Origin of the sequence: uncultured Ferrimonas sp., from assembly GCF_947489035.1 — a bacterium.
In the GTDB taxonomy this organism is placed as follows: domain Bacteria; phylum Pseudomonadota; class Gammaproteobacteria; order Enterobacterales; family Shewanellaceae; genus Ferrimonas.
Genome location: NZ_CANLCI010000016.1, coordinates 37,688 through 62,570 on the forward strand (window position 1 = coordinate 37,688; position 24,883 = coordinate 62,570).

Consider the following 24,883-nt stretch of genomic DNA (forward strand, 5'->3'; position numbering starts at 1 on the left):
GTCAACACTGAAAAGTAAGGCAATAATTTTGATACAGTTTTCAAAAATGCATGGGCTCGGCAACGACTTCATGGTGATTGATGGGGTCACACAGAACCTCTATCTGTCTCCTGGCGCAATCCGTCGTTTGGCCGATCGTCACCTCGGCATTGGTTTCGACCAGCTGCTGATGGTCGAGCCGCCTTACGATCCGGAACTCGATTTTCATTACCGCATCTACAACGCCGATGGCAGCGAAGTAGAACAGTGCGGTAACGGTGCCCGCTGTTTCGCCCGCTTTGTCAAACAGAAAGGGCTGATCCACCACGACACCATTAAGGTCTCCACCCAAGGGGGCAACCTCACCCTCAAATTGGAAGAGAACGACCGCGTCACCGTTAACATGGGGGTGCCGAATTTCGAACCCGCCTCGCTGCCGTTTCGCGCCAATAAGGTTGAAAAAACCTACCTGCTGCAAGCCGACAAACAAGCGGTGCTGGCCGGCGCCGTTTCCGTGGGTAACCCCCACTGCCTGATCCAAGTCGACGACATCGACACCGCCCCCGTCGCCACTTTGGGGCCCTTGCTCGAGAAACACGAACGCTTTAGCAAAGGGGTAAACGTGGGCTTTATGCAGGTGCTCAGCCGCGATCACATCAAGCTGCGCGTATTTGAACGGGGCGTGGGTGAAACCCGCGCCTGTGGCACTGGCGCGTGCGCCGCGGCCGTTATTGGCCAACATCAGGGGTTGTTGAGCGATCGCGTTAAAGTGGATCTGCCCGGCGGCAGCTTGCTGATCCGCTGGCAAGGCGAAGGTCAACCGGTGCACATGACCGGCCCCGCCACCCACGTTTACGACGGTCAGATCCAGATATGAGCCAACAATCCCCAGCCGAGCCAAGCATGACCGATCCCCTGCAAGTGCAGCAGTATCTGCTCGATCATCCCGATTTTTTTAACCAGTTTCCGCACACCCTCACGGCGCTGCGGTTGCCCCATAACGAACGCGGCGCGGTGTCGTTGGTGGAACGCCAACAACAGCTGTTGCGCCAACGCGTGGGTGAACTGGAAGAGGAGATCACCGCCTTGCTGTCGATGGCTCGTCGCAATGAAGAGATCCATCGTTTCTTCAGCGATCTGCTGTTTGAACTGCTGGCCATCGACAATATGGAGCAGATGATCACCACCTTGGCGGCTAAGCTCAAGCAGCAGTTTCGCTTTGCCAGCGTGCAGCTGTTTCAGCGCCAAGCCGAGGCGCAGTTCACCCCCAGCAGCATCGACACCATCCTTAAGCAGCGGCTGGACAGCCGTGGCTACTACCTTGGGCGCCTGCCAGCGCAAGAGGCCAGCATCTTGGTGGGCATAGAAACCGGCTCGGTGGCGTTGATTGGCCTTGGCGATCCCAAGCAATGGCACGGCGTGTTAGCCATCGCATCACAGGATCCCAGCCATTTTTCCCCGGAAATGGGCACCATGCTGATCGACAATCTGCAGCAGTTGCTGCGCCACCGTTTGCAGCATGGATAGCGCCATCACGCCGTTTCTGGCCTATCTGCGCCATGAACGGCAACTGTCGCCACACACCCTGCGCAACTACCAACGTGAGCTACAGCGGCTGTTGCCGTTGCTGCAACAGCAGGGCATCAATCGGTGGCAGCAACTGCAGCCCAACCATTGCCAAACGGCGCTGGCGCAGTTGCACCGCCAAGGGCAATCGCCGCGCTCGCTGGCACTGAGTTTGTCCGCCCTGCGGCAACTGGTGGCCTATCTGCAACGTCAAAACCTGCTGCAGCACGATCCTTGCTACGACGTGCGCGCCCCCAAACAAGGGCGACCGTTGCCAAAGAACCTCGATGCGGATCAGATCACTCATCTACTGGAACTCAGCAGCGACGACCCACTGGCCGTGCGCGATCGGGCGATGATGGAGCTGTTTTACTCCTCCGGCTTACGCTTAGATGAACTGGTGGGGTTGGATCTACCTCGGCTGGATCTGGTCGCGAAGCAGGTGCGGGTGTTGGGCAAAGGCAACAAAGAACGGCTGCTGCCCGTCGGCACCGAAGCCTGCCGCTGGCTTAGCCGTTATCTGCAATTACGGCCACAGTTTGCCAATGCCGCCAGCGAAACGGCGCTGTTTTTATCCCAGCGGGGACGGCGTATTAGCCACCGCAATGTGCAAGCCAGATTAAGCCAATGGGGGCAGCAACAGGGGCTAAGCGCCCGCGTGCATCCGCACAAATTACGCCACAGCTTTGCTACCCACATGCTGGAAGCCAGTGGCGATCTGCGCGCGGTGCAAGAACTGCTGGGCCACGCCGATCTGTCCACCACCCAGATCTACACCCATCTGGATTTTCAACATCTGGCCGCGGTGTACGATCAAGCCCACCCGCGCGCCAAAAAAAGCAAAGATTAGTCGGCACTCACGCCGCTCTCGCCCCCACTAACGCCCAAACAAGTACGCCACAAAGCCAGCCCAGCTCAGCACCAACAAGCCCCAAGGCAGCCACGCCACGGGCTGATTCGTTTCCGCTGCCACTGGCACTTCGCTGTCATCGTTGCCGCGCGCCTTGGCTCGCTGCTGTTGCTTCTTGGCTTTATCTGCAGCACGGGCTCGCAGCTTCTGCTGCTTTTTGTACTCGGCAATGCCCTTCTCGATCCCCTTGGCAATCAAGCGAGTTTGCTCTTTGGTTTGCCCTGGCTTCTGCGTCGCCTTGGCGATCGCTTGCGCGTCTTGCTGCACCCGTTCTGAGACTGTCTCTTTTACTGCCATCGCCAACTCCTATCAGGCTAAAATGCGCAAGCGGTGCCAATCAATGCGCGTGCCCGTTTACGCCGCCAATGGTAACTCATCAAGGTTAATACGCTCATGTTAACCCGCGAAAGAGCAACAATAAAAATTCCTGTTTACGGCCTGCTTGCCTTGCACAGTCAGGATCGTCAGCCGCTCTGAGCAACACCCTATTCGCCCGCAACGGTACATGCCAACGCGGCGGATGGTCGCCGCAGTCAGCCGACGTTAACGGCAAGAGGTTGCACGGCTTCGGCTGCTGCTCAACGCACACAGAGTTGCTGATTTTTTCTGCTTGTGGCTATTATGGTGTTGAAACTAAAGACAAGGAGATCACCATGGCGAGAAAAGGAAACAACAAACGCATCAAGCAGATGCTGAAAGACTTAGAGGGCAACAAGGCAGCAGCGAAGAGCAAACCTGCCAAAGCAGCGTAATCGCCTCAAGTCAGCATCCAACGGCACCCTCGGTGCCGTTTTTTTATGGTCGCAGTGCTACTATTCTCCCCTCTGCCGCAGGAGTTCATATGCGTTTTAACCGCCGACTACAGCCCTTTGCCGCCATCAGCTTTGATCTTGATGACACCCTGTACGACAACAAACCGGTGCTGATCCACGCCGAAACCCTATTACTGCGCCACTTATCCAGCCTTGGCAACGTATCGCAGCTAGGGGATCCCTTTTGGTGGATGCAGCAAAAACAGCAGCTGCTGCAACAGCAACCGCAGCTCGCGCAGTGCACCACCGCCAGCCGCTTAGCCACCTTGAAACAGGGGCTGGCCGCCCTGCAGCTGAGCAACAGCGAGCAACTCGCCACCGACGCCATGGCCAAGTTTCTGCACTGGCGCAGCGACATTCACATCGCCCCAGCGGTGATCGAGCTGCTGCAAGACCTCGCGGCACAGTACCCACTGGCGGTGATCACCAACGGCAACGCCAACGTGCGTCAGTTTCTGCCGCAGATCCCCTTTGCCACGGTATTAGCCGCCGGCCAAGATGGGCCAATGAAACCGGATCCCACGCTGTTTCAGCGCTGTTGCAAACAGCTCAACATCGCCCCAGCGCAGCTGCTGCACATTGGCGATCACCCCGACAGCGACATTGCTGGCGCCATCAACGCCGGCTGCCAAGCGGTGTGGCTATCGCCGCAATATGGTGGCACCCCGCGCCCCGCTGGCAGCGTATTGCCCACCGCAACCATTTCCTCATTGGAGGCGCTGCGGCAGCTGTTATAATCCCGCCCTTACTCTTTTTACTCCATGCCAAGCAGGAACCCGATGTCAGACTCCTCCATGTCGCCACTTTTGGCCAAGCTTAACGACAAACAGCGCGCCGCCGTGGAAGCGGCCCCCGGGGCGCTGTTGGTATTGGCCGGTGCTGGCTCCGGCAAAACCCGAGTGCTGACTCACCGCATCAGCTGGTTGCTGCAAGAGCAGGGGGAAAGCCCCTACGCCATCTTGGCGGTTACCTTTACCAACAAAGCCGCCAAAGAGATGCGCCAGCGGATCGAGCAACTGGCCGATACGCCGATGGGACGGATGTGGATCGGCACCTTCCACGGCTTAGCGCACCGCTTGCTGCGCGCCCACCACAAAGAGGCCAAGTTGCCCGAAGGGTTTCAGATCCTCGATGGCGACGATCAGCTGCGATTACTGAAGCGGATCATCCGCAGCCTCGAACTGGACGATAAAAAGTGGCCACCACGCCAAGCGATGGGCTACATCAACGGCAAAAAAGATGAAGGGCTGCGGCCACAACACATCGACGCCAGCTTCCATCCAGTCGAAAAAACCTGGCTGAAGATCTACGTTGCGTATCAAGAAGCCTGCGATCGCGCCGGTTTGGTGGATTTTGCCGAACTGCTGCTGCGCGCCCACGAGCTGTGGCTCAACCATCCGGTGCTGCTGCGCCACTATCAAAACCGCTTCCGCCACATTTTGGTGGACGAGTTTCAAGACACCAACACCGTGCAGTACGCTTGGATCCGCATGTTGGCGGGCAACCAAAGCAACGTGATGATCGTTGGCGACGACGATCAGTCTATCTACGGCTGGCGTGGCGCCAAAGTAGAAAATCTGTCGCAGTTTTTGAAGGATTTCCCCGGCGCCGAAACCGTGCGTTTGGAGCAAAACTACCGCTCAACCGGCACCATTTTGAAAGCCGCCAACGCCCTGATCGACAACAACTCCGATCGGATGGGCAAAGAGCTGTGGACCGATGACGCCGACGGCGACACCATCAGCCTCTACACCGCCTTTAATGAACTGGAAGAGGCGCGTTACATCGTTGGTCAGATTCGCAAATACCAAGATGAAGGCGGCAATCTGGCCGATTGCGCCATCCTGTACCGTTCTAACGCCCAATCGCGGGTGATGGAGGAAGCGCTGCTGCACCGCAGCGTGCCTTACCGCATCTATGGCGGCCTGCGCTTCTTCGAACGGCAAGAGATCAAAGACGCCTTGGGCTACCTGCGCCTGATGACCAACCGCGACGACGACGCCGCCTTCGAACGGATCATCAACACCCCAACCCGTGGCATTGGCACTCGCACCATCGACATCATTCGCAGCACTGCCCGCAGCGAAGGGGTAACGTTGTGGCAGGCGTGTCAGCGCTTGTTGGCCGACAGTGGCTTAGCCGGTCGCGCCGCCGGTGCGGTACGTAACTTCATGGATTTGATCGGCACCCTTGAAGCGGAAACCGAGCAAGCCACTTTGAAGAACCAAGCCGATCACGTCATTCAGCACTCCGGTTTGCTGGCGATGTACCAAGCGGAAAAAGGCGAGAAAGCCGAAGCGCGGGTCGAGAACTTAAAAGAATTGGTCACCGCTGCGGGTTCTTTCATCAAGCCCGATGACGCCGACGAGATGGACGATCTGAACGCCTTCTTGGCCAACGCGGCGCTGGAAGCGGGCGAACGCCAAGCGGGGGAATCGGAAGACGCGGTGCAGATGATGACCCTGCACACCGCCAAAGGGTTGGAGTTCCCACAGGTGTTTGTCTGTGGTGTGGAAGAGGGCTTGTTCCCATCGCAAATGGCGCTGGATGAAGGCAACCGCTTAGAAGAGGAACGCCGTCTGTGTTACGTCGGCATGACCCGAGCGATGAAAAAGCTGACCCTAACCCACGCCGAATCGCGCCGCATCTACGGCCGCGAAACCCTAGCCAAAGTCAGCCGTTTTGTGCGCGAAATTCCAGCGGAATATCTGGATGAAGTGCGGCTCACCACCCAAGTGTCCACGCCGCAGAAGCAAAACCGCTTCCACCAAGCGGAGACCCGTTTCAATGAAACTGGCTTTACCTTAGGCCAGCGAGTGCACCACCCTAAGTTTGGCGATGGGGTGATCTTAAACTTCGAAGGCTCGGGCCCACAATCGCGGGTGCAGGTGGCGTTTGATGGCCAAGGGGTGAAGTGGTTGGTGGTGGCTTACGCCCGCTTGGAAGCAAGATAAACGCTCAATGCTTACAGCAATAAACGGCTCACTTCAGTGAGCCGTTTTCGGTTGTGATGAAGCCTAAGCGTGCAACCGCTGAGCCTTCTGGCATAAGGGCAAGCGCCTCTCTGTGACCGCGCGGATCAGCAACAGATCCAAATACCAAGCGAACAAAATGCGTTTCGGTGCAGCGTCTTCCATCCGTTAACCCTCCTTGGTTAATGGGCTGTTTTTCGAAGGTAACCTCATTTTTTTGAAGAGGGCATCTGCCGTGTTGTGGGCATCAAAAAAGGAGCCCTTGGGCTCCTTTTTATGGCTCGGTAGCGCTTAGAAACGGTAACGGCCACCAAAGCTCAAGTTGTTGATCTCGTAGCCATCTTTATCAATCAGCACCAGGTACTCAACGCCCAACAAGAACCGATTGCCTAAGTCGTATTCAACGCCAACGCCGTAGCTCATGTCGCTTTCATCTTCTGACAGGCTCTCGCCCTGAAAAGAGGCCTCAAGTTCCCCTTTACTGTAACCCAGCAAAGCGTAAGGGCTGAAACCGCTTGCGGTTGGGTACTGCGCCTTTAAATAAGCACCAAAGTAGTTATTCAGCTCAATATCCACGCCCATGTAAGTGTCGTCGCTGATGCCAACGCCCATGCGCCCTTCGGCAGAAAGGTATTCAGAGAACTGATAACCCGCTTGCAGGCCCAGTGCCCCCAGGCTGACTTCTTCGGCATCCACATTGCTGTATTGAACACCAACGTACGCACCGTTATCGGCACAAGCTAAGGCGGGCAACATCGCCAAAGCAATAAGTAACTTCTTCATCATAAATCCTTTTATCGTTGTTATGCCTTGCAGGCATCCCCGCGAAGCTACAGGCAATTGCGTTGCTGATAAAGTCGACATAAACCTTTTTTCAGTAAGCGATGTCGCACAAAAAAACGGCCCACCTAAGTGAGCCGTTTTTGACAGCCGATCACTCGGCGCTACACCGGATCTTGGTGCACAATCACGTCCGATCCGGGGAAGGCCTCTTTGATCCGCTGCTCTACCCCATCGCCAATGGCGTGGGCATCGTGCAGGGTCAGTTGGCCGTCGATGTCGAGGTGCATCTGCACAAACAACATGTTGCCAGACAGGCGCGTACGCAGATCGTGTACGCCCTGCAGCCGGGCGTCTGCCAGCGCCAGCTCGCGCACCTGTTGCTGTACTTCGGGCTCGGCTTCGCGATCCAGTAGCAGCTGCACCGCTTCATTGCCCAGCTGCCACGCCCCGTGTGCGATGTAGAAGGCGATGCCGATGGCAGCCACGCCGTCCACCCACCAGAAACCGTAGGCCGACATCACCAAGGCCACGATCACCGCCACGTTCATCAGCAGATCGCTGCGGTAATGCAGCGCGTCTGCGGCAATGGCCGTTGATCCTGTCGCGGCCACTGCCCGTTTCTGCACCGCCAGCAACGCCAACGTGGCCGCAATGGCAAACACCGACACACCCACCCCCCAGCCGGTAGCCGATGGCGGGATTGGGGTAATGGTGCGATCGATGCCCGCAAACAGCAGCAACAGCGCCGATCCCAAAATAAAGCCCGCTTGCACCAACGTGGCTAACGGCTCCGCTTTGCCGTGGCCCCAACGGTGGTGTTCATCCGCGGGCATCAACGCCACTCGCAACGCGTAAAAGTTGATCAGCGAAGCGGCGGCATCCATCAATGAATCCGTCAGCGAGCCCAGCAAACTGGCCGAGCCAGACAACAACCACGCCGCCAGCTTGGTGACGATCAACAACACCGCAGTTGCGATAGAGGCTCGGGTCGCCAGTTTGATCCAGTATTGGTATTGCTCGGGGGTTGCGCGCGCCATCGGGTTACCTATTACTTAACTGGCTGATGATGCGCGCAGTTTAGCACTAGTCTTGGTTGCTATGCTTATCCGCACACTTGCCACTGTGACGTTGCTGCCGTTGCTGTTGCTTGGCGTACAGCTCATCCCGCTGCGCTTGGGTTAGCACCTGCATCACCTGATGGCGCAACTGCATGCCTTTAATGGCGCGCTGTTGCTGCTTCGTTTGGCGCTGTTCGACCAACGCCGCCGCCGCCACCGCATCAAACTGACTGGCGTCCATCAACGCTTGCATCGCGGCACGGTGCTGGCTCATCGCGGCTTCACTTGGCTGCGACTTATGCTGCTTCCGTTCCGTTTTGGCGGTTTTTAAAATGGTGCGAATTTCAGCCCGTTGTTCACTGCTCAAATCCAAATCAAACAGCATTTTATGGATCCCTTGAGCGCCGCGTTGACGATCGTGGCCGTCATGACCGTGGCCAGCGTAGGCACCAACAGAGCTAAACAACACCAGTGCAGCCAAACCAATCTTTGTGGAACGTTTCATGGTGGAACTCCTCTTACTCAGTAGATGGGTCTACGATAGCAACCGCAACGTAAGTGCACGTTGTAGCAGCGTAAAGCTGTGTAAAGCTGGCCATAATTAACCACAGCCTTCAGCTACTCTAGGCGGCGTGGGATCAGAGGTAGGACAGATGAACCGAGTATTATTGGTAGAAGACGATCGCGGTTTATGCGATCTGTTAGCGCAGCTGCTGCAGTTGGAAAATTTCGACGTTACCGTGCGCCAAGATGGGCCATCGGGGTTATTAGCCGCGCGTGAAGGCCAATACGATTTGCTGTTATTGGATGTGATGTTACCGGGAATGAACGGCTTTGATCTGCTGCGAACCCTACGGGAACACGGCAGCAAACTGCCGGTATTGATGCTTACCGCCAAAGGCGACGACATGGATCGGGTAACCGGCTTAGAGCTGGGCGCCGACGATTACCTGCCCAAGCCGTTTAATGATCGCGAACTGGTGGCGCGCATGCGCGCCATTTTACGCCGCAGCCAAGATCCCAACGCCAACCCCAGTGCACTGGAACAGGTGATGCATCTCGACATCACCTTGCTGCCACGCCGACAAGAAGTGCGCGTTGGGGATGCCCTGATTGAGCTCACCAGCACCGAATTTTCACTGCTGCACACCTTAATCAAATACAGCGGCGAGATCGCCAGCAAAGAGATGCTGTCGATCGAGGTGCTGAACAAACGGCTGATGCCCTTCGATCGCAGTTTAGACATGCATCTCTCCAACTTACGGAAGAAGTTACCCGAACGCGCTGACGGTTTGGCTCGAGTAAAAACCGTGCGCGGCAAAGGTTACATATGGCTGGATTGATTAACCCCTTCAACCACCTGTTGGGGCGTTTGCTGCTGGCGTTTTGGTTAACTTCAACCTTAACCCTTGGGGCCGTTATTGGCCTGCCGATGTTGCAAAAGCAGCTTGGCAATCAACCGGTAGACGCGCCGTTACAGCTGCTGTTAGAAGGCATCGCCGAGCGCCTAAATCAGCAGCCAACGCTGACCATCGATCACATCAACCGCGTGATACAACGCCGAGGGGTGTCGATGGGGCCGCTGCCGAAGGACATGCTCGATGCGCTCGGGCGCCCGCCACACCAACAACATCGGCCAGCGCCCCCCCGCGACCAACCTCGCTTTAAAACCAATACCCCGCCAATGCGACTGCAGCTTTATTTGGTCGACGCCAACGGCAACGTGCTGAACCGCCCAGCCCATCGCCTGCCCCGCGCGTTGCGAGAGTTTTTGCTGGATTTCGATCCCCAAGAACCCATGCGCCAGCAACAACTGGGGGATCACCTGCTGTTTGGCCCCAAGCAGCTTGATAACGGCAACTACCTGATCGGCAAAATGGGCAGCATTCGCAAACTGTGGTTGCTGGAATTGCTGCAGCGGCCGTGGTTGCTGCTGCTGATCACCACCCTCTTCTCAACGCTGGTCTTTGGCTTGTTAGCGTGGAACCTCAGCAAGCCGTTGCGGCAACTGCGCGCCACCAGCAGCGCCATCGCCCGCGGCGAGTTAGACGCCCGCATCAGCCCTCGCATCAGCAACCGTGGCGATGAGATAGGTCAACTGGGGAAAAGCTTTAATCGCATGGCCGATTCGGTGGCGACGATGGTTACTGGCCAACAGCGGTTGTTGTCGGACATCTCCCATGAGCTGCGAACGCCACTCACGCGGCTGCAACTGAGCTTGGCACTGGCTCGGCGTAAAGGTCAGCAAAGCACCGAGCTGGATCGGATCACGTTGGAAGCGGAACAATTAGAATCGATGCTGCAAGAGCTGCTGGCGCTGTCGCGGCTGAACTTGCAGGTCACCGAGCGGAAAAGCCCACTGGATCTGATCGAAACCTTACAGCCGGTGCTGGATGGCGCCGAATTTGAAGCCGCCGAGCTGGGCAAAATGATGGTGATCACCGCCCCCGCGCAGCTGCCGTTCACGGGCATCGACACCCTGCTGCAACGGCTGCTGGAAAACCCATTACGCAACGCCCTGCGTTACGCACGCAGTCAGGTGCACATTACCCTGCGCGATGGCCAAGACCAGCTGGAACTGCTGATTGAAGACGATGGCCCAGGCGTACCAGCAGATCAGCTCGACGCCATCTTTAAACCGTTTCATCGGGTGGATGACGCCCGGGATCGCGACAGCGGTGGCTGGGGGCTCGGCTTGGCCATCAGCCTTGGCGCCGTAGAAGCCCACCAAGGCACACTGCACGCCTACAACCGCAACAATGGTGGCTTAGCCGTGTTGATCTGCCTGCCCAAACCCCAAGCTTAAATCAGCACCGCCGCCGTCAGTCGATCACCTTTTCGGTATCGCTGGCGGCGCCCCACTCTACCCAGCTGCCATCGTAAACCCCCCAGTTTTGCACCCCAATCTCGGTGGCGGCCAAGGCTAAGATGCAGGCAGTCACCCCAGAACCACAGCTGTAGATCTGACGGGCATTGCCATCAACCCCTCGCTCCACAAAGCGCTGATGCAGCAGAAACGGCGGCAGCAGCTTGCCGTCGTCAATTAAGCTGGCGTAGGGCAGATTGATGGCACCGGGCATGTGCCCTGCTGCCACGGTTGGGCGCGGATCGGCGGCGGCACCGCTGAAACGCTGCGGGCCACGAGCGTCCAAAATCACCCGTTCAGGGGCGTGCAGCGACAACTGCACTTCGCGCTTATCCACCACCAGCGTCGGCTGCAATTTGGCCACAAACTGCCCCTGCGGGCGGGCGTTTGGGGTGCCCGCCGCCAGTTCGCCTTCCTGCGCCAACCACGCCGGTAAGCCGCCATTAAGCACCGCCACTTTGTTGTGCCCCATCGCTTTAAACATCCACCACACCCGCGCAGCACTGAACAAACCGTGGCTGTCGTACACCACAATGGCGCTGTCGTTATTGATGCCAAAACGGCGCGCCGCCTGCTGAAACTGCGCCTCATCCGGCAGCATGTGCGGCAAGCTCGACGCCGCCACCACGTCCCCATCAAAATCAAAAAACTGCGCCGTGGCGATGTGCTGCTCAACAAACTCGGTTAAGCCATCGCGGCCACTGCCGGGCATGTGCCAGCTGGCATCCAGCAACACCAACTCGGGGTGATGCAGCTTCTCCGCCAACCAGCGGCTGGTGACAACGTTGTTTTTCAGTTTGAGGGAACTCATTGACAGCAATCCTTTGTTTTAAAGTGGCTTTAGCATAGCCAGCCGCGCCGACCAAGGCTGCGACCAAGGCAAAAATTTGGTCATTTCTCTTGGGCGAACTTCACCCTTTATCAATCCTCTGCTCGACAATTATCGCGGTAACCGCAGCCCTAAAACCAAACAAGCTCAACACCTGGGTGTTGAGCTTGTGGCATCGACGAAGCACGATTAACCGTTACAACGCCCCATCAAACCCCAACTGGCGCCACGTTTCGTAGGCACAAATGGATACCGCGTTGGCCAAGTTCAGGCTGCGCGCTTCTGGCTTCATCGGAATGCGGATGCGGCAGTCTGGTGCGAACACGCTGCGTACCTCGTCTGGCAGGCCACGGGTTTCAGGGCCAAACAACAGCACATCGTCTTGCTGGTAGCTGGGTTCGGTGTGCGGGCGGCTGCCTTTGGTGGTTAAGGCAAAAATGCGCTTGCCTGCCATCGCCGCTAAAAATGCGTCGTAACTTGGGTGGATGGTCACGTTGGCCAGATCGCGGTAATCCAACGACGCGCGGCGCAGGCTCTTTTCATCCATGCTGAAGCCCAGCGGCTCAATCAGGTGCAAATGGGCGCCGCAGTTGGCGGCAAGACGGATAATGGCACCGGTATTTTGCGGCATCACGGGTTCATACAACGCGATATGGAACATGGACAATCAAGCTCAAACTGAAAACGAATGGCGCCATTGTACCCGATCAGCGCCGTGAAACCGTGTTGGAGTTTTGCCCCGTTTTAGCCGCATTTGATAGACTGAGGTCAATACCGATTAAGAAGGCCACCCCATGTCACTGCAAGATCAACTAATGAAGGTTGGCTTGGTGTCGAAGCACGACGCTAAAAAAGCCAACAAAGCCAAGCACCGCACCCTGAAATCCGGCAAAAAAGTGATCAACGAAGCGAAGCAAAGCGCCGCCGACAAGCGCGAAGAGCAAGCCAAGCGCGATCGCGAATTGAACGCTCAGCACAAAGCGGAAGCCGATAAAAAAGCCTTGCTGGCGCAGATCAAACAGCTGATCACCACCAACAGCCAAAACCGCAGCCGCGGCGAGATCCCGTACAACTTCTCGGACAACGGCACCATCACCAAGGTGTTTGTCACCACGGCGTTGCAAAACGGTTTGGTGAACGGCCAGTTGGCCATCGCTAAGCTGGACGACAGCTACCACCTGATCCCAACCGGCATTGCCGACAAGGTAAAGCAGCGTGACGACAGCTACATCATCCTAGTGAATGATCGCAACGCCGAAGCCGAAGTGGACGAAGAAGATCCGTACGCGGATTACCAGATCCCCGATGATCTGATGTGGTAACCACGGTTTCTGCACATCAAAAAACCGGCTACTTGGCCGGTTTTTGTTTTTTCTGACGCAAAAAAATGCATTTTCTTACATTCAAATCAATTGTCGCCATGCGAGATTGACCCATTGAGGGATTCGTAGAGGCACGGAAGGCATTATGCGATTTATCTTTGTGGATGCAGAAAACACTGGTTTAAAAGAAGTAGAAGAACTCCCAGTAACCATCGAAGACAGAGTATTGATCTTCTCAAGACTTGATGCCATCAAGCAGATCTGCGAACGACGTTTCTTCCACTCTTTAAGCTGCTACCCCTCTGGTTCCAACCAAGCTGACTTCTACATTATTGGTCATCTCGTCGGCTTAATTGCCTCACTATCCGAAGCTCAACGACTCACGGCAGAATTTATCCTACACACTCGCGATAATGCCTTAATTGCTGCGTTTCAATTCCAGTGCAAGTTGCATCGGCTAAAACATCAAATCAAAGGCACTATGCAAACATCGTCTGCATCGATCGATACCGTATCGATACCAACAGGCTCACCTCCATTGTCATTAGAACAGCGGATATGCCTCCAGTTCCACACAGCACAAACTGCCGAATCCGTTAGGAAAAAATTAAGCCAGCCCAAAGCCGATTTTCTTCGATCGTTTAACTCGCTCGTCCAAACTAAAAAATTAAAGCGGGTATCGAAAAGCAAGAAAACATGGATTAAGTCCTAATCATCAAAAAACCGGCCACTTGGCCGGTTTTTTCTGGTCGAACCGCTGCGAAAACTACTCCGCCAGCGGCAAGATCAAATCGGTTTTGACCAGATCCAGCAACTTGTTTTCCAGCTTAAACTTCACCTTATCGCTGTCGCCAAAGGTGAGGCTGGCGCTCACATGGATGGTTGTCGCATCCACGTAATCCACCTGATAGGGGAACGGAGGGCCGCCTTGCACCTCTTGCTGTTGCTGGCCAAGCAGGGTGCCGTTGCCATCGTGCAGTTGCACCAGCAGCTGCGACCCCGGTGGCGTGGCAATGCGAGCAAAGTAAACCACTTCGCCACTGACTTGCTTATCCGCGGTTGCCGTTGCGACTTCATCGCTGCCACAACCGGCCAGAGTAAACGCGGCCAATGCGGCCACCATCAATCGTTTCATGCTATCTCCTTGTAGCAGCCACCCACGGCGGCGTCAGTTGCCCCTATCATACCCAATCCTGATCCCCACAACAGAGCTTAACGCAATATCGATTGCTGCTCGGTTCGCAACAGATGCTGGGCGCGATCCAGCGCATCCATTGCTGGAACCGCCACATCCGGCAGCACCCCAACGCCTTCCCAATTGCGGTTATTGATGCTGATCACCGGCTTGGCTTTGGAGATGCGAAAGATCAGCTGCTCGGTGATCGCTTCCACCCCAACATAATATCCGGCGCCACCGCTAACGCTGCCCACGGTGCGTGCCTTGCCGTTGGCTTGCAGTACCGAGGCAAACAGTTCGGTCGCGCTGGCGCTGTCGTCGCTGGTCAACAGCAGCAGCGGGATCCCCGTTTTAAAGCGATCGTGTTTGGCCACCGCCAGCGCCTTGATCTGCTCGGCCACCTCATCACCGCGCCAATAAACGCGCCACAACGGGGTGTCGGCGGCAAAGAAATAGCTCAGCAGGTGCTGCGCCAGTTGCGGCGAACCGCCCACGGTGTCGCGCAGATCGATGATCAGCGCGTCCGCCTGTTGCAGCCACAGCATCGCCTGATCCGCCACCGCCATTGCGCCGTCGTCGGGGGAAAACTTATTGAATTTCAGATAGCCGATGTTGCCCGGCAGATAGCGCAGCTGCTCAAAGGCAAAATTGTGGCTGAGCTTACCGGTTGGGGTAGGCAAGATGTGGCTGATCGGCTCGCCCTTGGCTTGCACATACAAACTCAAATGGGCGTCGCCGCTGATCTGGCGGATGTCTCCCCCCACCACTTTGGCAAACTGCGCCAACGTGGTGATCGACTGGTACGCTCCCGCGTGCTGTCGCGCCAACACCCATTGTTCGATGGCGTCGATCCGCTCGGGGGCGATGTAGTGTTGCCGCATCACCGTAAAGGTTTGCGTTAACAGGGGGCGGATCTGATTGGAGGTAATGGCTTGCGCCGCGGATGGGCTGCTAACCAGCAACCACAGTGCCGCCAGCAGCGACGATAGCAGAGTAAATTGGGTCATGTTGATCTCCCTAAAACAGCAAAAAATGCACCGCTGGCCTACGCCAACGGCAATAACTTGGGGTTTGGGTCGATCAGATCTGGTGGGTTAGTCGCGCCCGATATTGCAGGTTGCTCTCTTTCCAGCCGCTAAGGCGAAAGCCCGCGCCACGATAACGGTGGTACCACGGCCGCGGTAACGGCGGCAGCGCCAGCAGACACCACGCCAATGGCGGCACCAGCCACAACAGCAGCGGGGCCAGCCAACGCGGTTGCTGCTGCGGGTGACTAAAGCGTTCCGCCGCGCCGTGCAGGCCAGCACTTAGGGTGATGGATGGCGCAGATGTGGGCTCATCGTTTCCGTGCCACTGGCCACTGAGCTCGGTATGGAGGTTGGCATTAAGGCTGACATTAAGGTTGGCGCTTGGTGTCGCGGTGAATGGCAGCGGCAACGCGCACAGCAGCGCCAACACCAGCCCGAACAACAAGCCAGCGCCGTCGCGTAACGGCGTCTTACCGGTTACGTTGGCCGCAGTCATCACCATCAATCATCCTTTTCCAGTGTGCGCTCTAAGCTGCAGCCACCGCAGCAAAAAGGCAAGCGCCAACGCCAATCCCAGCGCCCCCGTTCGCCGCCAACTGGCCACATTTGTTGGCAGCCACCAGCTGGGGAAATCACGCCAGTTGGCAGAGCTGACTTGCGCTTTCGCGCCGTTCACGGCAGAGCCCCGCCCCCGCGATGACGCACCCGCCCAAACTCTGATCAGGGTCAAAGTTTGAACAAAATTACAGGCATAGAGTCGAGTGGTCGGGATCGTTTGCCAAGGAGGTTACTATGCCCGCCCAACGCACAGAACAGATCAGGAACGTCGCCCTGCTCGGCCATGCCGGCAGTGGCAAATCTAGCCTAGTCGAGGCGCTGCTTTACCGCGCCAACGCGATCAGCCATAAAGGCAAAGTCAGTAACGGCACCAACCACGCCGACTTCAGCCCGCAAGAGATCCAGCATCACCACAGCCTCGAACCCGCGTTACTCAGCCTCGATTACCAAGACCAACACATCAACCTTATCGACACCCCGGGACTGGCCGACTTATTTGGCCGTGCCCAGCTGGTGCTGCCCGCGGTGGAATCGGTCTTGCTGCTGATCAACGCCGAACGCGGCATTGAACAGATCAGCCGCCGCGCCTTTGCCGACGCTCGCCACCACGGCAAGGCGGTGGCGATTGTGATCAACCACTGCCACGGCAACCTTGATAAGCTTGAGCCGCTCTTGGCCGAGATCCAGCAGCAGTTTGGCCACGGCTGTTTGCCACTTAACCTGCCCTGCGCCGATGGCAGCAGCGTCTTAGATTGTTACTTCACCCCACAAACCGATGGCACGCCCTATTTTGGCGATGTGCAGCAGTGCCACAGCGCCTTAGTGGATGTGGTGGTGGAACAAGACGAAGCCCTGATGGAGCTGTACCTCGAACAGGAACAATCGCTCACCCCAACTCAGCTGCATGCGCCATTAGAAGCGGCGTTGCGCCAAGGGGAGCTGGTGCCAGTGTGCTTCAGCGACGCCGAGCATCAGATCGGCATTGGCCACCTGCTTAACCTATTGTGCCAAGCGTTGCCCAACCCACTGGAAGGCAGCGCCCCAGAATACGTTAACGGCCAGCAGCAACCCGTAACCATCAGCGCCGAGCCCGACGCCCACCTGCTGGCTCACGTGTTCAAAATGGCCATCGATCCCTATGTGGGCAAGATGGGGGTCTTCCGCGTGCACCAAGGGCGCATCTACCAAGGGCAGAAGATCTTCATCGGCGCCGGACGCAAGCCCATTAAAGTAACCCACCTGTTGAAGCTGCAAGGACAGCAACAGCAGGAAGTGACCGAAGCGTTGCCGGGGGATCTGTGCGCGCTGGCCAAAATTGAGCAACTGGAGGTGGGCGCGGTATTGCACGATCACCACCAAGAAGATGAATTCCACATGCTCGATCCCGAGCTGCCGCAACCGCTGTTTGGCTTGGCGGTGAAACCGAAAAAACGCGGCGACGAACAGAAGCTGGCCGAAGTGTTGGGCAAACTGGTGAGCGAAGATCCCAGCTTGCAGATCCGCCACGACAGCAGCCAAAACCAAACCGTATTGCAGGGGCTGGGCGACACCCACGTGCAAATTGCGCTGGAAAAAGCCGAGCAGATCTACCACCTCGATATGGAAACCGACACCCCAGCGGTGGCCTACCGCGAAACCATTTGCGGCAGCGGCCAAGCCCGTTATCGCCATAAAAAACAAACCGGCGGCGCCGGCCAGTTTGGTGAAGTGGAGCTGAGCGTCACCACCTTGCCGCGGGGCAGCGGCTTCCAGTTTGAATCGAAAGTGGTGGGCGGGGCGATCCCAAGCCAGTACCTGCCCGCGATTGAAAAAGGGGTCAAAGAAGCGATGGCCGAAGGGGTGCTGGCGGGCTTCGCCATGCAGGATCTGAAAGTGGTGGTGCACGACGGCAAACACCATCCGGTCGATTCCAAAGAGATCGCCTTTTTCAGTGCCGGTAAAAAAGCCTTTTTGGCCGCAGTGGAACAGGCGCAACCGGCGCTGCTGGAACCCATCGTTAACCTGCAGGTGCGGGTAAGCCAAGACAAAGTGGGCGACATCACCGGCGATCTGGCCGCGCATCGCGCCATGGTCTGTGGCACCGCCGCACTGGCCAACAATCAGGTCGACATCAGCGCCGAAGCGCCGCTGTCTGAATTGACCGACTACGCCATTCGCCTGAAAGCCATGACCGGCGGCGAAGGAGAGATGAGCATGGCCTTCGCGCGCTATGACGTGGCCCCGGATCAGGTTAAGGAGCGGCTATTACCTCACTAATAATGCCTACCAAGATCACCATTCGGTGATGATGAGCGGCGGCGCCCGTCGCCGCTCTCGCAGAGTGTGCTACCTTCACGCTTTTGTCTGCACCCCTAAGGAATATCCATGTTTAGTCGCCTTCTGCTGTTCACTGCGCTGCTGTGCGCCCCTGCCATGGCCGCCGATCCCCTGTTTGCCATTCAAGGTCTGAAAGTGGGCCAACAACAGGATGCCGTTGGCATCACCGGCGTCACCGTATTGCGCTTTGATAAAGGCGCCACCGCCGCCGTTGATGTGCGCGGCGCCGCCCCCGGCACCCGTGAAACCGATCTACTGAAACCCGAAAACTTGGTGGAAAAAGTGCACGCCATCGTGCTCTCTGGCGGCAGCGCCTTTGGCCTTGATGCCATGAGCGGCGTTGCCAATCAGCTTGAAAGCGAAGGCGTTGGCTTTGATGTGGGCGTGGCTAAGGTGCCTATTGTTACCGGTGCGGTGCTGTTTGATCTGGCCATTGGCGACGCCAAGGCTCGCCCAAACTTCGCCATGGGGCAAGCGGCCACCAAAGCCGCCCAACGGCAGCAGTTTCAACAGGGCAACTACGGCGCAGGCATGGGCGCAACCGTGGGCAAAATCCGCGGCATGAAACACGCCACCAAATCCGGCATTGGCCGAGCGGTACTGCAACTGGATAACGGCGTTGTGGTTGCCGCCGTGGTGGCGGTTAACGCTTGGGGCGATGTGGTCAGCCGTGACGGCAGCTTAATGGCCGCCAGTCGCAGCGACGATGGCAGCCACTTCGTCAACGGCACCGAGCTGATCCTCTCTGGCTTTAATGCCCAAGGCTTCGCCGGACGCAACACCACCATTGGCGCGGTGATCACCAACGCCACCCTAACCAAATCCCAAGCGTTGAAAGTGGCGCAAATGGCCCACGACGGCTACGGCCGTGCCATTCGTCCGGTGCATTCCATGTACGACGGCGACGCCATTTTTGCGGCCGCCACCGGCGAAGTAGCGGCGATGGACGTGAACTTACTCGGGGTCATTGGCGCCGAAGTGATGGAGCAAGCGATCCACAACGCCATCAATGCCGCCAAGGGGGTAGCGTCGTTTCCTGCCAGCCAACAGGTGTTATCCCCTAACAAGTAGTTAAACGATTAATTTTTAAAAGTAAATTTACTGCAAAGCTAGGTAAATCCTCTGGATTTGGCCCTCGGCGGCTGACTACAATTCAAGCCCATTTTCTCGATGATGTATTTGATGTGCGCTTGTTTTTGATTAGCCTAGCTTTGCTGGCTGCAACCGGTTGCAGCAACAACGAACAGCAACGGCAGTGGTTCCACGCCGAAGTGGACAGCAAAGGGATCACCCACTTTCAGCTGAACTACTTTGGGGCCGAGCACCAACAACAGCCCACCGCCTCAACCGCGCCCGCCAAATCCCAATCACGCCCCCAATCGGCTCAAGGGCAACGCCGCAACGGCTCGGCAGAGCCCGCTGCTGAACCGCAAACGGATCCCGTACCGCGCTACAACCAACTGACCAATCCGCACTTTATGTTGGATCTGCTGGAAGCGGAATTTGAACGCCGCCAGCTGTGTTTGGGCGGCTATCAGATCAGCGCCCAACGCCCAACTCAACGCGGCATGGTGCTGTTTGGCCAGTGCCCGCCCACCATCGCCATGCTGCGCGACTAAGCAAGTTCGGCCGCAACCATAAAAAAGGCCAATCACTTGCGTGATTGGCCTTGGGCTAACGCCTAACTAGGCTTAGAAGTTAAACCCTGCTTTGTTGATGCTGACTTCCGTCACGTCGCCGTAGCTGCCCGCCAAATCGCGAATGTCATCGGCTTTGCCCACCAACACAAACTGCAAGTTGTCCTTCGGGAAGTATTTGCTGACCAGTTGCTGTGCGTCCGCCAAGCTAAGCGCATCCACTTGCTGGCTAAAGCGGTTCAGCTGCTGCGGATCCATCGCCATTAAGTGCATCTGCCCCAGCAACCCAGCCAGCTGATCCGCGGTTTCGTACTTCGGCGGAAACTGGCCTTTAACGTACGCTTTGGCGCTGTCTAAGGTGGCTTGGTCGATGCCCTGCTGCCATAAGCGGCCGTAGGTTTTCAGCGCCAGATCCAGCGCGTCCTTGGTGGTGGGCGTGGCCGTAAAGGTGCTGATGTAGAAGCTGCCATGCTGCCCCTGCGCGTTAAAGCGCGAACGAGCGCCGTAGGTTAAGCCCGCATTCACCCGCAGTTCGTCGTTCAACCACGAGGTAAAGCGGCCGCCTAAGATGGTGTTGATCACCTGCAAACCAACGTAGTCGGGATTATCCCGTGCCACACCTGGGCCACCAATCAAAAAGGTGGTTTCCCGTGCATCGGCTTTATCCACCAACAACACCTTGGCGTTGCTCGGCTTCGCTACCGCCGCCGCCACGTTCGGTGGGGTTGGGGTTTTGCGATCGGCCCAGCCACCAAACTGCTGCTGCACCATTGCCATCACGGCAGCACGGTCAAAATCACCGGCGATAATCAACGCGCTGTTGCGCGGCTGATACCAGCTGCCGTGAAACAGTTTCAGATCAAACTCATCCAACTGGGCGATGGCGTCGGCGTTACCCGCAGCCGCATTGCCGTATGGGTGATTGCCGTACAGCAACCGATCGAAGTAGTTGCCGATCACCTGCCGTGGGCTCTCTTTTTGCTGCGACAACTGCGCCACGTAGCGATCCCGCGCCTTGGCCACTTCATCCGCTGGGAAGCTCGGCTGGGTTAACACCTGCGCCAACAACGGCATCATCACCGCCAGATCCTTGCTTTGGAACTGGCTGTGGATCTGAGTGCCCTCTTTACCGGCGTTGGCATCCAAACTGGCGCCCAAGCTTTCCACCGTTTCCTCAAGGGTATTTTTGTCCATCGTGCTGGTGCCCAGCAAGGTGGCTTGGCTGGTCAGCATGGCGGTGCCGGGCTCGGCATCATTCACTGCACCAGCACGCACAACCGCGCTTACGGTGATCAGTGGCACCGTGTCGCGCTGCAACAGGTAAACGGTAAGGCCATTATCCAGCTGCACTTGCTCGTAGCTTGGCAGGGTAAACTTGGCGCTGTTGTTGGCCAAGGCGGGCACCACAAACGGCGCCTTTTCCAGCGCCGGAGCTGCCACCGCTGCACTGGCGCTGTCGCTGGTGCTCACGCAACCACTCAGGCCACTGCTTAGGCCCGCAGCCAGCAACGCTATCAGTAACTTATTCATAGGTCTTTGTCCTCCGCCGCGGCCAACACACCCACGGTGCGGCGCGCTTTGGTTAGGTAGGCTTTCGCTACCCGTTGAATGTCTGCGGCGGTAACCGCTTGGTACGCTTCTGGGGCGCTAAACAGCTTGTTGTAGTCGCCAAAAAACAGCTCGTAGGTGCCAACGTTATCGGACCGGCCGTTGATGGTTTGCATCCGCTGATAAAACGCCATCAGCTTGCCGTTTTTCACCTTGGTCAGCTCTTGCTCGGTCACCGGCTCAACCGCTAAGCGGTTCACCTCGGCGATCAGGGTTTGCTCCAGCTTGGCGCTGTCGCTGCCTGGGGTGGCCACGGCGTACAGGTACAGCAGGTTTGGATCGAAGCTCATCGGCATGTAGCCATCCACCGCGGTGGCCATTTGGCTGTCGACCAAGGCGCGATTCAAGCGGCTGGATTTGCCGCTCAGCAGCAGATCGGTTAACAGATCCAAGGCGTAGTAATCGGCGTTGCTGGTGGCCGGTACTTTATAAGCCACCATCAAGTTGGTGCTGGAAACCGATGGCTTTTGCACATACACCCGTCGTTCGCCTTTTTGTTCCGGCTCAACGGTGCGAATGGCGGCGGGCTCTGGTTGCGCGGCAATGCCACCAAAATACTGGGTGGCCATCTGCTGCACTTGCTCAAACTTCACCGCCCCGGAGATCACCACCACGGCGTTATTGGGGGCGTAGTAGGTTTGGTGATACTGCTGCAGATCCGCCAGCTCCCACGCATTGATGTCGGATTCGTGGCCGATCACCGACCAGCTGTAAGGGTGAGCCCGAAACGCTACCCCTTTCACTTCTTCACTGAGCATGCGCCAGTTGGAGTTTTCCAACCCTGTGCGGCGCTCAGAGGAGACCACCCCGCGTTCCGATTCCACCAGTTCGGGATCGATGCTCAGGGCACCAATGCGATCCGCTTCTAAAGAGAACACCACTTCCATCGCATCGGCGGGGAACCAATCGGTGTAGACCGTTAGGTTTTCAGTGGTATAGGCATTGTTGGCGCCGCCAGCGGCTTCCATGGTGCGATCGAACATCTTCGGCCCGTAGTTCTCAGAGCCGTTAAACATCATGTGTTCAAAGAAGTGCGACAACCCCGTAATGCCGGGCACCTCGTTGCGAGAGCCCACTTTCCAAAACAGGTACATATTGGCATTCGGAATGGTGAAATCTTCCATCACCATTACTTTCATGCCGTTATTCAATGTGAAGCTTTGCACGTCCGCTGCGGTGGTGGCTTGCGCCCCCGCCGACAACGCCAGCATTAGCCCCACTGCGGCTTTACGCAGTGCCATCATGGCCTCCTAGATCCTTGTTATTGTGCGGAACAACGCCATGAGTGTGACTATTTAGCGCGCAAGTAACAAGCCGTTAACCCAGGGATTTTTGTTCGCGGATTTTTGCCCGAGGCGGGGCTTCAGCGGCCAGAGGGGGCAATGGATGACTGGCTAAGCCACTGCTGTTGCGACAACGAAAAGCGCAGCCATTGGCCATGTTGATCTTCACTGCGGCCCGTGGCGCGCATGCCCAGTTTGCTCAGCACCCGCACCGAAGCAGGGTTGGCCACCATCACGTTGGCAACGATTTCATTTAAGCCAAACCGAATGAACCCCAGCCGCAACGCCATCGAGGCGGCGGTGGTGGCAATGCCTTGCCCCCACAGCGCGGGCGGCACTCGGTAACCTAAATCAACCTGCACCTTGCCGTTGCTGGCCACGCACTGGCGCAGGCCACAAAACCCGGCGTAGCGGCCATCGGTTAGGTAGATACTCCAGCGGCCAAAGCCAAACTGATGGTAGTGATCGTAATCGCGAATGAAGGCCGCGGCGGCGGCTTCCGAGGGAAAGGGTTTATCGCCGGTGAACGCCAGCGCTTGCGGCTGATCGTTCATCGCTTTAAAGGCACAGGCATCGCCTTGGGCAAACTGGTGCAGCGATAATATGGCGCTGCGCGCCACCAAAATGCCCGGCATTGCGGCTCCCTAGTCGTTAATGTGGTGATCGCTGCTGTGCTGCGGATAGCCTTGGGCATCAAACTGCTGTCGTACGGCCGCCAACTGTTGCTCACCGGCGGCAATGGCGCTGTCCAGTTGCGCCACCAGCTCCGGTGCCAATTGGTGGATAGCCCGCCCCAATTCAGAGTGCGGCGCCGCCCGTTGATAAGCCTGCCACAGCAGCTGTGCGCCCAGTTGCAGATCCGGCTGAGGCAGCTCCTGTTCAAAGTGCGCCAGCGCCAATTCAAACATCGCCCGAGGCAAGGCACCGTATTCAATCGCTTGCTGATACAGCGCCTCGGCGGCGGCGGCATTGGCTTCAATGCCATCGCCATCCAAGCGGCGCTGCGCCAGATCGGCAAGGGCTTCTGGGTAGTGTTGCTCGGCGGCACTTTGCAGCCAGCTGATGCCACTGATTGCATCCACTGCACCGCCTTCACCGGCAAACAACATCACCGCCAACTGGTACTGGGCATGAGGGTAGCCCGCTTGCGCGCCTTGCTCGGCACAGCGCCGCGCCTGTTGGTAATCGGCTTGCCCCAACAACCCCTGATAATAGAGCACCGCCAGGTTGGCCAGTGCTTCCGGTTGTTCTTGTTCGGCGGCGGCCAGCAGGTAGTGTTCTGCTAAGCGCGGATCCTGAGCAAACTGGTGGCTGCCCGTTAAATGAAAATAGCCCAGCAACGCTTGGGCGTCGGCGTTTTTCTCGGCGGCCGCGGCGCTGATCAGCTCCAGTGCCAGTGGCTCGTCCGCTTCGCCGCTGTAGCCGTGCAGCAAGGCCACACCATGTTCGAAGCGCGCACCGGCGTGGCGCAGCGAGGCGCGCTCAAACCAGTAAGCCGCTTGGGTCAGTTCATCGCTGGATTCGGTGTGCGGCTGGGTGTCGTTGGCTTGGGCAAAAGATTCGGCTTGTTCTTGTCGCGCCGCTGCGCGGGCTTTTAACGACAACCCCACCAAGTATTGGGCGCTGGCATCGTCTTCCATCACGGCGCGGTAGCACAGCTCGCGCCCCGCTTCCGCATCCACCGCTTCAAACTGCCATTGCGGCGCTTGTTGCTGCAGCAACAACGGGTACAGATCGGCGCATAAGCGGGCGCAATCTTTCACGCTTTTGGCCGCCAGTTGCACCAGTTGTGGCTGCGACAGTTGGTATTTTTCTGGGTGCGCGCCTTTGTTGCCGTCGTTACGCAGCTTGTGCAGCTTGCGCGCAAGGCGCATGTCCAGCAGCCGCATTTTGCCGAGCTGATCGATGCGGTCGTAGAGGTTTTTTGAGCGGAATTCAATCTGATGCAGCGCCCCAAGTTGCTCCACCAAGCGGTGGGCGACACTGCGCAGATGCACTAAGGCGTAGGTGGGTACATCAAGGCAGTAGTTGCGGGCTAACTGGTAGTCGTCCACCAGATCGCGGTTAAGTTGACGGATCAGCTCCAGATCGTTCATCAAATGCTCTTTAGCTCAGTTATTGCGGGGCCACTGCCCGTTAATGTAACTGGCCAAAGGGCAATAAAAAAGGAGGCAAGCGG

Annotated in this window: 25 protein-coding genes; 12 read left to right on the forward strand and 13 right to left on the reverse strand. The window is 57.5% G+C overall.

What is annotated here, in order from left to right; genetic code table 11:
• Positions 1-28: 28 nt before the first annotated feature.
• From dapF to xerC, 3 genes are read left to right on the forward strand one after another with little or no spacing between them, the layout of a single operon-like run.
• Positions 29-856, forward strand: coding sequence for a diaminopimelate epimerase (gene dapF / locus Q0796_RS11095; protein WP_363322314.1), 828 nt, complete (start codon positions 29-31; stop codon positions 854-856).
• Complete coding sequence (locus tag Q0796_RS11100; protein ID WP_298443003.1) at positions 853-1,506, forward strand: DUF484 family protein; 654 nt, start codon at positions 853-855, stop codon at positions 1,504-1,506. Before dapF ends, Q0796_RS11100 begins: the two co-directional genes overlap by 4 nt.
• Positions 1,499-2,395: a tyrosine recombinase XerC gene (xerC, locus tag Q0796_RS11105; protein WP_298443006.1), complete on the forward strand. Its 897-nt coding sequence runs from the start codon at positions 1,499-1,501 to the stop codon at positions 2,393-2,395. Before Q0796_RS11100 ends, xerC begins: the two co-directional genes overlap by 8 nt.
• A 27-nt stretch (positions 2,396-2,422) precedes the next feature.
• On the opposite strand, the gene Q0796_RS11110 is transcribed toward xerC, so the two are convergent.
• Complete coding sequence (locus tag Q0796_RS11110; RefSeq protein ID WP_298443009.1) at positions 2,423-2,752, reverse strand: DUF2956 domain-containing protein; 330 nt, start codon at positions 2,750-2,752, stop codon at positions 2,423-2,425.
• 544 nt (positions 2,753-3,296) lie between these two features.
• On the opposite strand from Q0796_RS11110, the gene Q0796_RS11115 reads away from it, so the two are divergent.
• On the forward strand, positions 3,297-4,004 hold the full coding sequence (locus tag Q0796_RS11115) for an HAD-IA family hydrolase (protein WP_298443011.1): 708 nt from the start codon (positions 3,297-3,299) through the stop codon (positions 4,002-4,004).
• Between the two features lie 42 nt (positions 4,005-4,046).
• On the forward strand, positions 4,047-6,221 hold the full coding sequence (gene uvrD, locus Q0796_RS11120; RefSeq protein WP_298443013.1) for a DNA helicase II: 2,175 nt from the start codon (positions 4,047-4,049) through the stop codon (positions 6,219-6,221).
• Between the two features lie 309 nt (positions 6,222-6,530).
• Here the strand turns inward: uvrD and Q0796_RS11125 are convergent, their stop codons facing one another.
• From Q0796_RS11125 to Q0796_RS11135, 3 genes are all read right to left on the reverse strand, one after another.
• Complete coding sequence (locus tag Q0796_RS11125; protein WP_298443015.1) at positions 6,531-7,022, reverse strand: porin family protein; 492 nt, start codon at positions 7,020-7,022, stop codon at positions 6,531-6,533.
• Positions 7,023-7,183: 161 nt separating this feature from the next.
• Entirely contained in the window at positions 7,184-8,059 is an 876-nt protein-coding gene (locus Q0796_RS11130) for a cation diffusion facilitator family transporter (RefSeq protein ID WP_298443017.1), read from the reverse strand.
• 46 nt (positions 8,060-8,105) lie between these two features.
• Complete coding sequence (locus tag Q0796_RS11135; RefSeq protein WP_298443019.1) at positions 8,106-8,585, reverse strand: periplasmic heavy metal sensor; 480 nt, start codon at positions 8,583-8,585, stop codon at positions 8,106-8,108.
• Positions 8,586-8,733: 148 nt separating this feature from the next.
• Here Q0796_RS11135 and Q0796_RS11140 point away from each other — a divergent pair, with 148 nt between their 5' ends.
• On the forward strand, positions 8,734-9,423 hold the full coding sequence (locus Q0796_RS11140) for a response regulator (RefSeq protein ID WP_298443022.1): 690 nt from the start codon (positions 8,734-8,736) through the stop codon (positions 9,421-9,423).
• On the forward strand, positions 9,411-10,886 hold the full coding sequence (locus Q0796_RS11145; protein ID WP_298443025.1) for an ATP-binding protein: 1,476 nt from the start codon (positions 9,411-9,413) through the stop codon (positions 10,884-10,886). The genes Q0796_RS11140 and Q0796_RS11145 overlap by 13 nt, the downstream gene beginning before the upstream one ends.
• 16 nt (positions 10,887-10,902) lie before the next feature.
• Here the strand turns inward: Q0796_RS11145 and Q0796_RS11150 are convergent, their stop codons facing one another.
• Positions 10,903-11,757: a rhodanese-like domain-containing protein gene (locus Q0796_RS11150; RefSeq protein WP_298443028.1), complete on the reverse strand. Its 855-nt coding sequence runs from the start codon at positions 11,755-11,757 to the stop codon at positions 10,903-10,905.
• Positions 11,758-11,971: 214 nt separating this feature from the next.
• Positions 11,972-12,436: a tRNA (cytidine(34)-2'-O)-methyltransferase gene (locus Q0796_RS11155; RefSeq protein ID WP_298443030.1), complete on the reverse strand. Its 465-nt coding sequence runs from the start codon at positions 12,434-12,436 to the stop codon at positions 11,972-11,974.
• Between the two features lie 133 nt (positions 12,437-12,569).
• On the opposite strand from Q0796_RS11155, the gene Q0796_RS11160 reads away from it, so the two are divergent.
• Both Q0796_RS11160 and Q0796_RS11165 read left to right on the forward strand, forming a co-directional pair.
• Positions 12,570-13,097, forward strand: a complete 528-nt coding sequence (locus Q0796_RS11160) for a DUF2058 domain-containing protein (RefSeq protein ID WP_298443033.1) — start codon at positions 12,570-12,572, stop codon at positions 13,095-13,097.
• 145 nt (positions 13,098-13,242) lie between these two features.
• Entirely contained in the window at positions 13,243-13,809 is a 567-nt protein-coding gene (locus tag Q0796_RS11165) for a hypothetical protein (protein WP_298443036.1), read from the forward strand.
• A gap of 54 nt (positions 13,810-13,863) precedes the next feature.
• Here the strand turns inward: Q0796_RS11165 and Q0796_RS11170 are convergent, their stop codons facing one another.
• From Q0796_RS11170 to Q0796_RS11180, 3 genes are all read right to left on the reverse strand, one after another.
• Positions 13,864-14,232, reverse strand: a complete 369-nt coding sequence (locus tag Q0796_RS11170) for a YbaY family lipoprotein (RefSeq protein WP_298443038.1) — start codon at positions 14,230-14,232, stop codon at positions 13,864-13,866.
• Between the two features lie 77 nt (positions 14,233-14,309).
• Positions 14,310-15,281, reverse strand: coding sequence for a S41 family peptidase (locus tag Q0796_RS11175; RefSeq protein ID WP_298443041.1), 972 nt, complete (start codon positions 15,279-15,281; stop codon positions 14,310-14,312).
• A 73-nt stretch (positions 15,282-15,354) separates the two neighbouring features.
• Positions 15,355-15,804, reverse strand: a complete 450-nt coding sequence (locus Q0796_RS11180) for a hypothetical protein (RefSeq protein ID WP_298443044.1) — start codon at positions 15,802-15,804, stop codon at positions 15,355-15,357.
• A 290-nt stretch (positions 15,805-16,094) separates the two neighbouring features.
• On the opposite strand from Q0796_RS11180, the gene fusA reads away from it, so the two are divergent.
• The 3 genes from fusA to Q0796_RS11195 all read left to right on the forward strand — a co-directional run bounded on the left by fusA (position 16,095) and on the right by Q0796_RS11195 (position 19,795).
• Positions 16,095-18,116 carry an elongation factor G gene (gene fusA, locus Q0796_RS11185; protein WP_298443047.1) on the forward strand — a complete coding sequence of 674 codons (2,022 nt, stop codon included), beginning with the start codon at positions 16,095-16,097 and terminating at the stop codon, positions 18,114-18,116.
• Between the two features lie 108 nt (positions 18,117-18,224).
• Positions 18,225-19,247, forward strand: a complete 1,023-nt coding sequence (locus tag Q0796_RS11190) for a P1 family peptidase (RefSeq protein WP_298443050.1) — start codon at positions 18,225-18,227, stop codon at positions 19,245-19,247.
• 125 nt (positions 19,248-19,372) lie between these two features.
• Positions 19,373-19,795: a hypothetical protein gene (locus Q0796_RS11195; RefSeq protein WP_298443052.1), complete on the forward strand. Its 423-nt coding sequence runs from the start codon at positions 19,373-19,375 to the stop codon at positions 19,793-19,795.
• Between the two features lie 72 nt (positions 19,796-19,867).
• On the opposite strand, the gene Q0796_RS11200 is transcribed toward Q0796_RS11195, so the two are convergent.
• The 4 genes from Q0796_RS11200 to Q0796_RS11215 form a co-directional block, all read right to left on the reverse strand.
• Entirely contained in the window at positions 19,868-21,343 is a 1,476-nt protein-coding gene (locus Q0796_RS11200; RefSeq protein ID WP_298443054.1) for a pitrilysin family protein, read from the reverse strand.
• Positions 21,340-22,662, reverse strand: a complete 1,323-nt coding sequence (locus Q0796_RS11205) for a pitrilysin family protein (RefSeq protein WP_298443056.1) — start codon at positions 22,660-22,662, stop codon at positions 21,340-21,342. Before Q0796_RS11205 ends, Q0796_RS11200 begins: the two co-directional genes overlap by 4 nt.
• A gap of 122 nt (positions 22,663-22,784) precedes the next feature.
• Positions 22,785-23,339, reverse strand: a complete 555-nt coding sequence (locus Q0796_RS11210; protein ID WP_298443058.1) for a GNAT family protein — start codon at positions 23,337-23,339, stop codon at positions 22,785-22,787.
• Between the two features lie 9 nt (positions 23,340-23,348).
• The gene (locus Q0796_RS11215; protein ID WP_298443061.1) at positions 23,349-24,800 is read right to left on the reverse strand and encodes a DUF4145 domain-containing protein; all 1,452 of its coding nucleotides are present in this window, start codon (positions 24,798-24,800) and stop codon (positions 23,349-23,351) included.
• Positions 24,801-24,883: the final 83 nt, after the last annotated feature.

Coding starts and splice junctions, on each gene's coding strand:
- Q0796_RS11205 (WP_298443056.1), bottom strand. CDS start 22,662: ATGGCACTGCGTAAAGCCGCAGTGGGGCTAATGCTGGCGTTGTCGGCG.
- Q0796_RS11135 (WP_298443019.1), bottom strand. CDS start 8,585: ATGAAACGTTCCACAAAGATTGGTTTGGCTGCACTGGTGTTGTTTAGC.
- Q0796_RS11180 (WP_298443044.1), bottom strand. CDS start 15,804: ATGGTGATGACTGCGGCCAACGTAACCGGTAAGACGCCGTTACGCGAC.
- Q0796_RS11125 (WP_298443015.1), bottom strand. CDS start 7,022: ATGAAGAAGTTACTTATTGCTTTGGCGATGTTGCCCGCCTTAGCTTGT.
- Q0796_RS11210 (WP_298443058.1), bottom strand. CDS start 23,339: ATGCCGGGCATTTTGGTGGCGCGCAGCGCCATATTATCGCTGCACCAG.
- Q0796_RS11170 (WP_298443038.1), bottom strand. CDS start 14,232: ATGAAACGATTGATGGTGGCCGCATTGGCCGCGTTTACTCTGGCCGGT.
- fusA (WP_298443047.1), top strand. CDS start 16,095: ATGCCCGCCCAACGCACAGAACAGATCAGGAACGTCGCCCTGCTCGGC.
- Q0796_RS11190 (WP_298443050.1), top strand. CDS start 18,225: ATGTTTAGTCGCCTTCTGCTGTTCACTGCGCTGCTGTGCGCCCCTGCC.
- Q0796_RS11115 (WP_298443011.1), top strand. CDS start 3,297: ATGCGTTTTAACCGCCGACTACAGCCCTTTGCCGCCATCAGCTTTGAT.
- Q0796_RS11175 (WP_298443041.1), bottom strand. CDS start 15,281: ATGACCCAATTTACTCTGCTATCGTCGCTGCTGGCGGCACTGTGGTTG.
- xerC (WP_298443006.1), top strand. CDS start 1,499: ATGGATAGCGCCATCACGCCGTTTCTGGCCTATCTGCGCCATGAACGG.
- Q0796_RS11215 (WP_298443061.1), bottom strand. CDS start 24,800: ATGAACGATCTGGAGCTGATCCGTCAACTTAACCGCGATCTGGTGGAC.
- Q0796_RS11140 (WP_298443022.1), top strand. CDS start 8,734: ATGAACCGAGTATTATTGGTAGAAGACGATCGCGGTTTATGCGATCTG.
- Q0796_RS11200 (WP_298443054.1), bottom strand. CDS start 21,343: ATGAATAAGTTACTGATAGCGTTGCTGGCTGCGGGCCTAAGCAGTGGC.
- Q0796_RS11150 (WP_298443028.1), bottom strand. CDS start 11,757: ATGAGTTCCCTCAAACTGAAAAACAACGTTGTCACCAGCCGCTGGTTG.
- Q0796_RS11145 (WP_298443025.1), top strand. CDS start 9,411: ATGGCTGGATTGATTAACCCCTTCAACCACCTGTTGGGGCGTTTGCTG.
- uvrD (WP_298443013.1), top strand. CDS start 4,047: ATGTCAGACTCCTCCATGTCGCCACTTTTGGCCAAGCTTAACGACAAA.
- Q0796_RS11155 (WP_298443030.1), bottom strand. CDS start 12,436: ATGTTCCATATCGCGTTGTATGAACCCGTGATGCCGCAAAATACCGGT.
- Q0796_RS11160 (WP_298443033.1), top strand. CDS start 12,570: ATGTCACTGCAAGATCAACTAATGAAGGTTGGCTTGGTGTCGAAGCAC.
- Q0796_RS11165 (WP_298443036.1), top strand. CDS start 13,243: ATGCGATTTATCTTTGTGGATGCAGAAAACACTGGTTTAAAAGAAGTA.
- Q0796_RS11100 (WP_298443003.1), top strand. CDS start 853: ATGAGCCAACAATCCCCAGCCGAGCCAAGCATGACCGATCCCCTGCAA.
- Q0796_RS11110 (WP_298443009.1), bottom strand. CDS start 2,752: ATGGCAGTAAAAGAGACAGTCTCAGAACGGGTGCAGCAAGACGCGCAA.
- Q0796_RS11130 (WP_298443017.1), bottom strand. CDS start 8,059: ATGGCGCGCGCAACCCCCGAGCAATACCAATACTGGATCAAACTGGCG.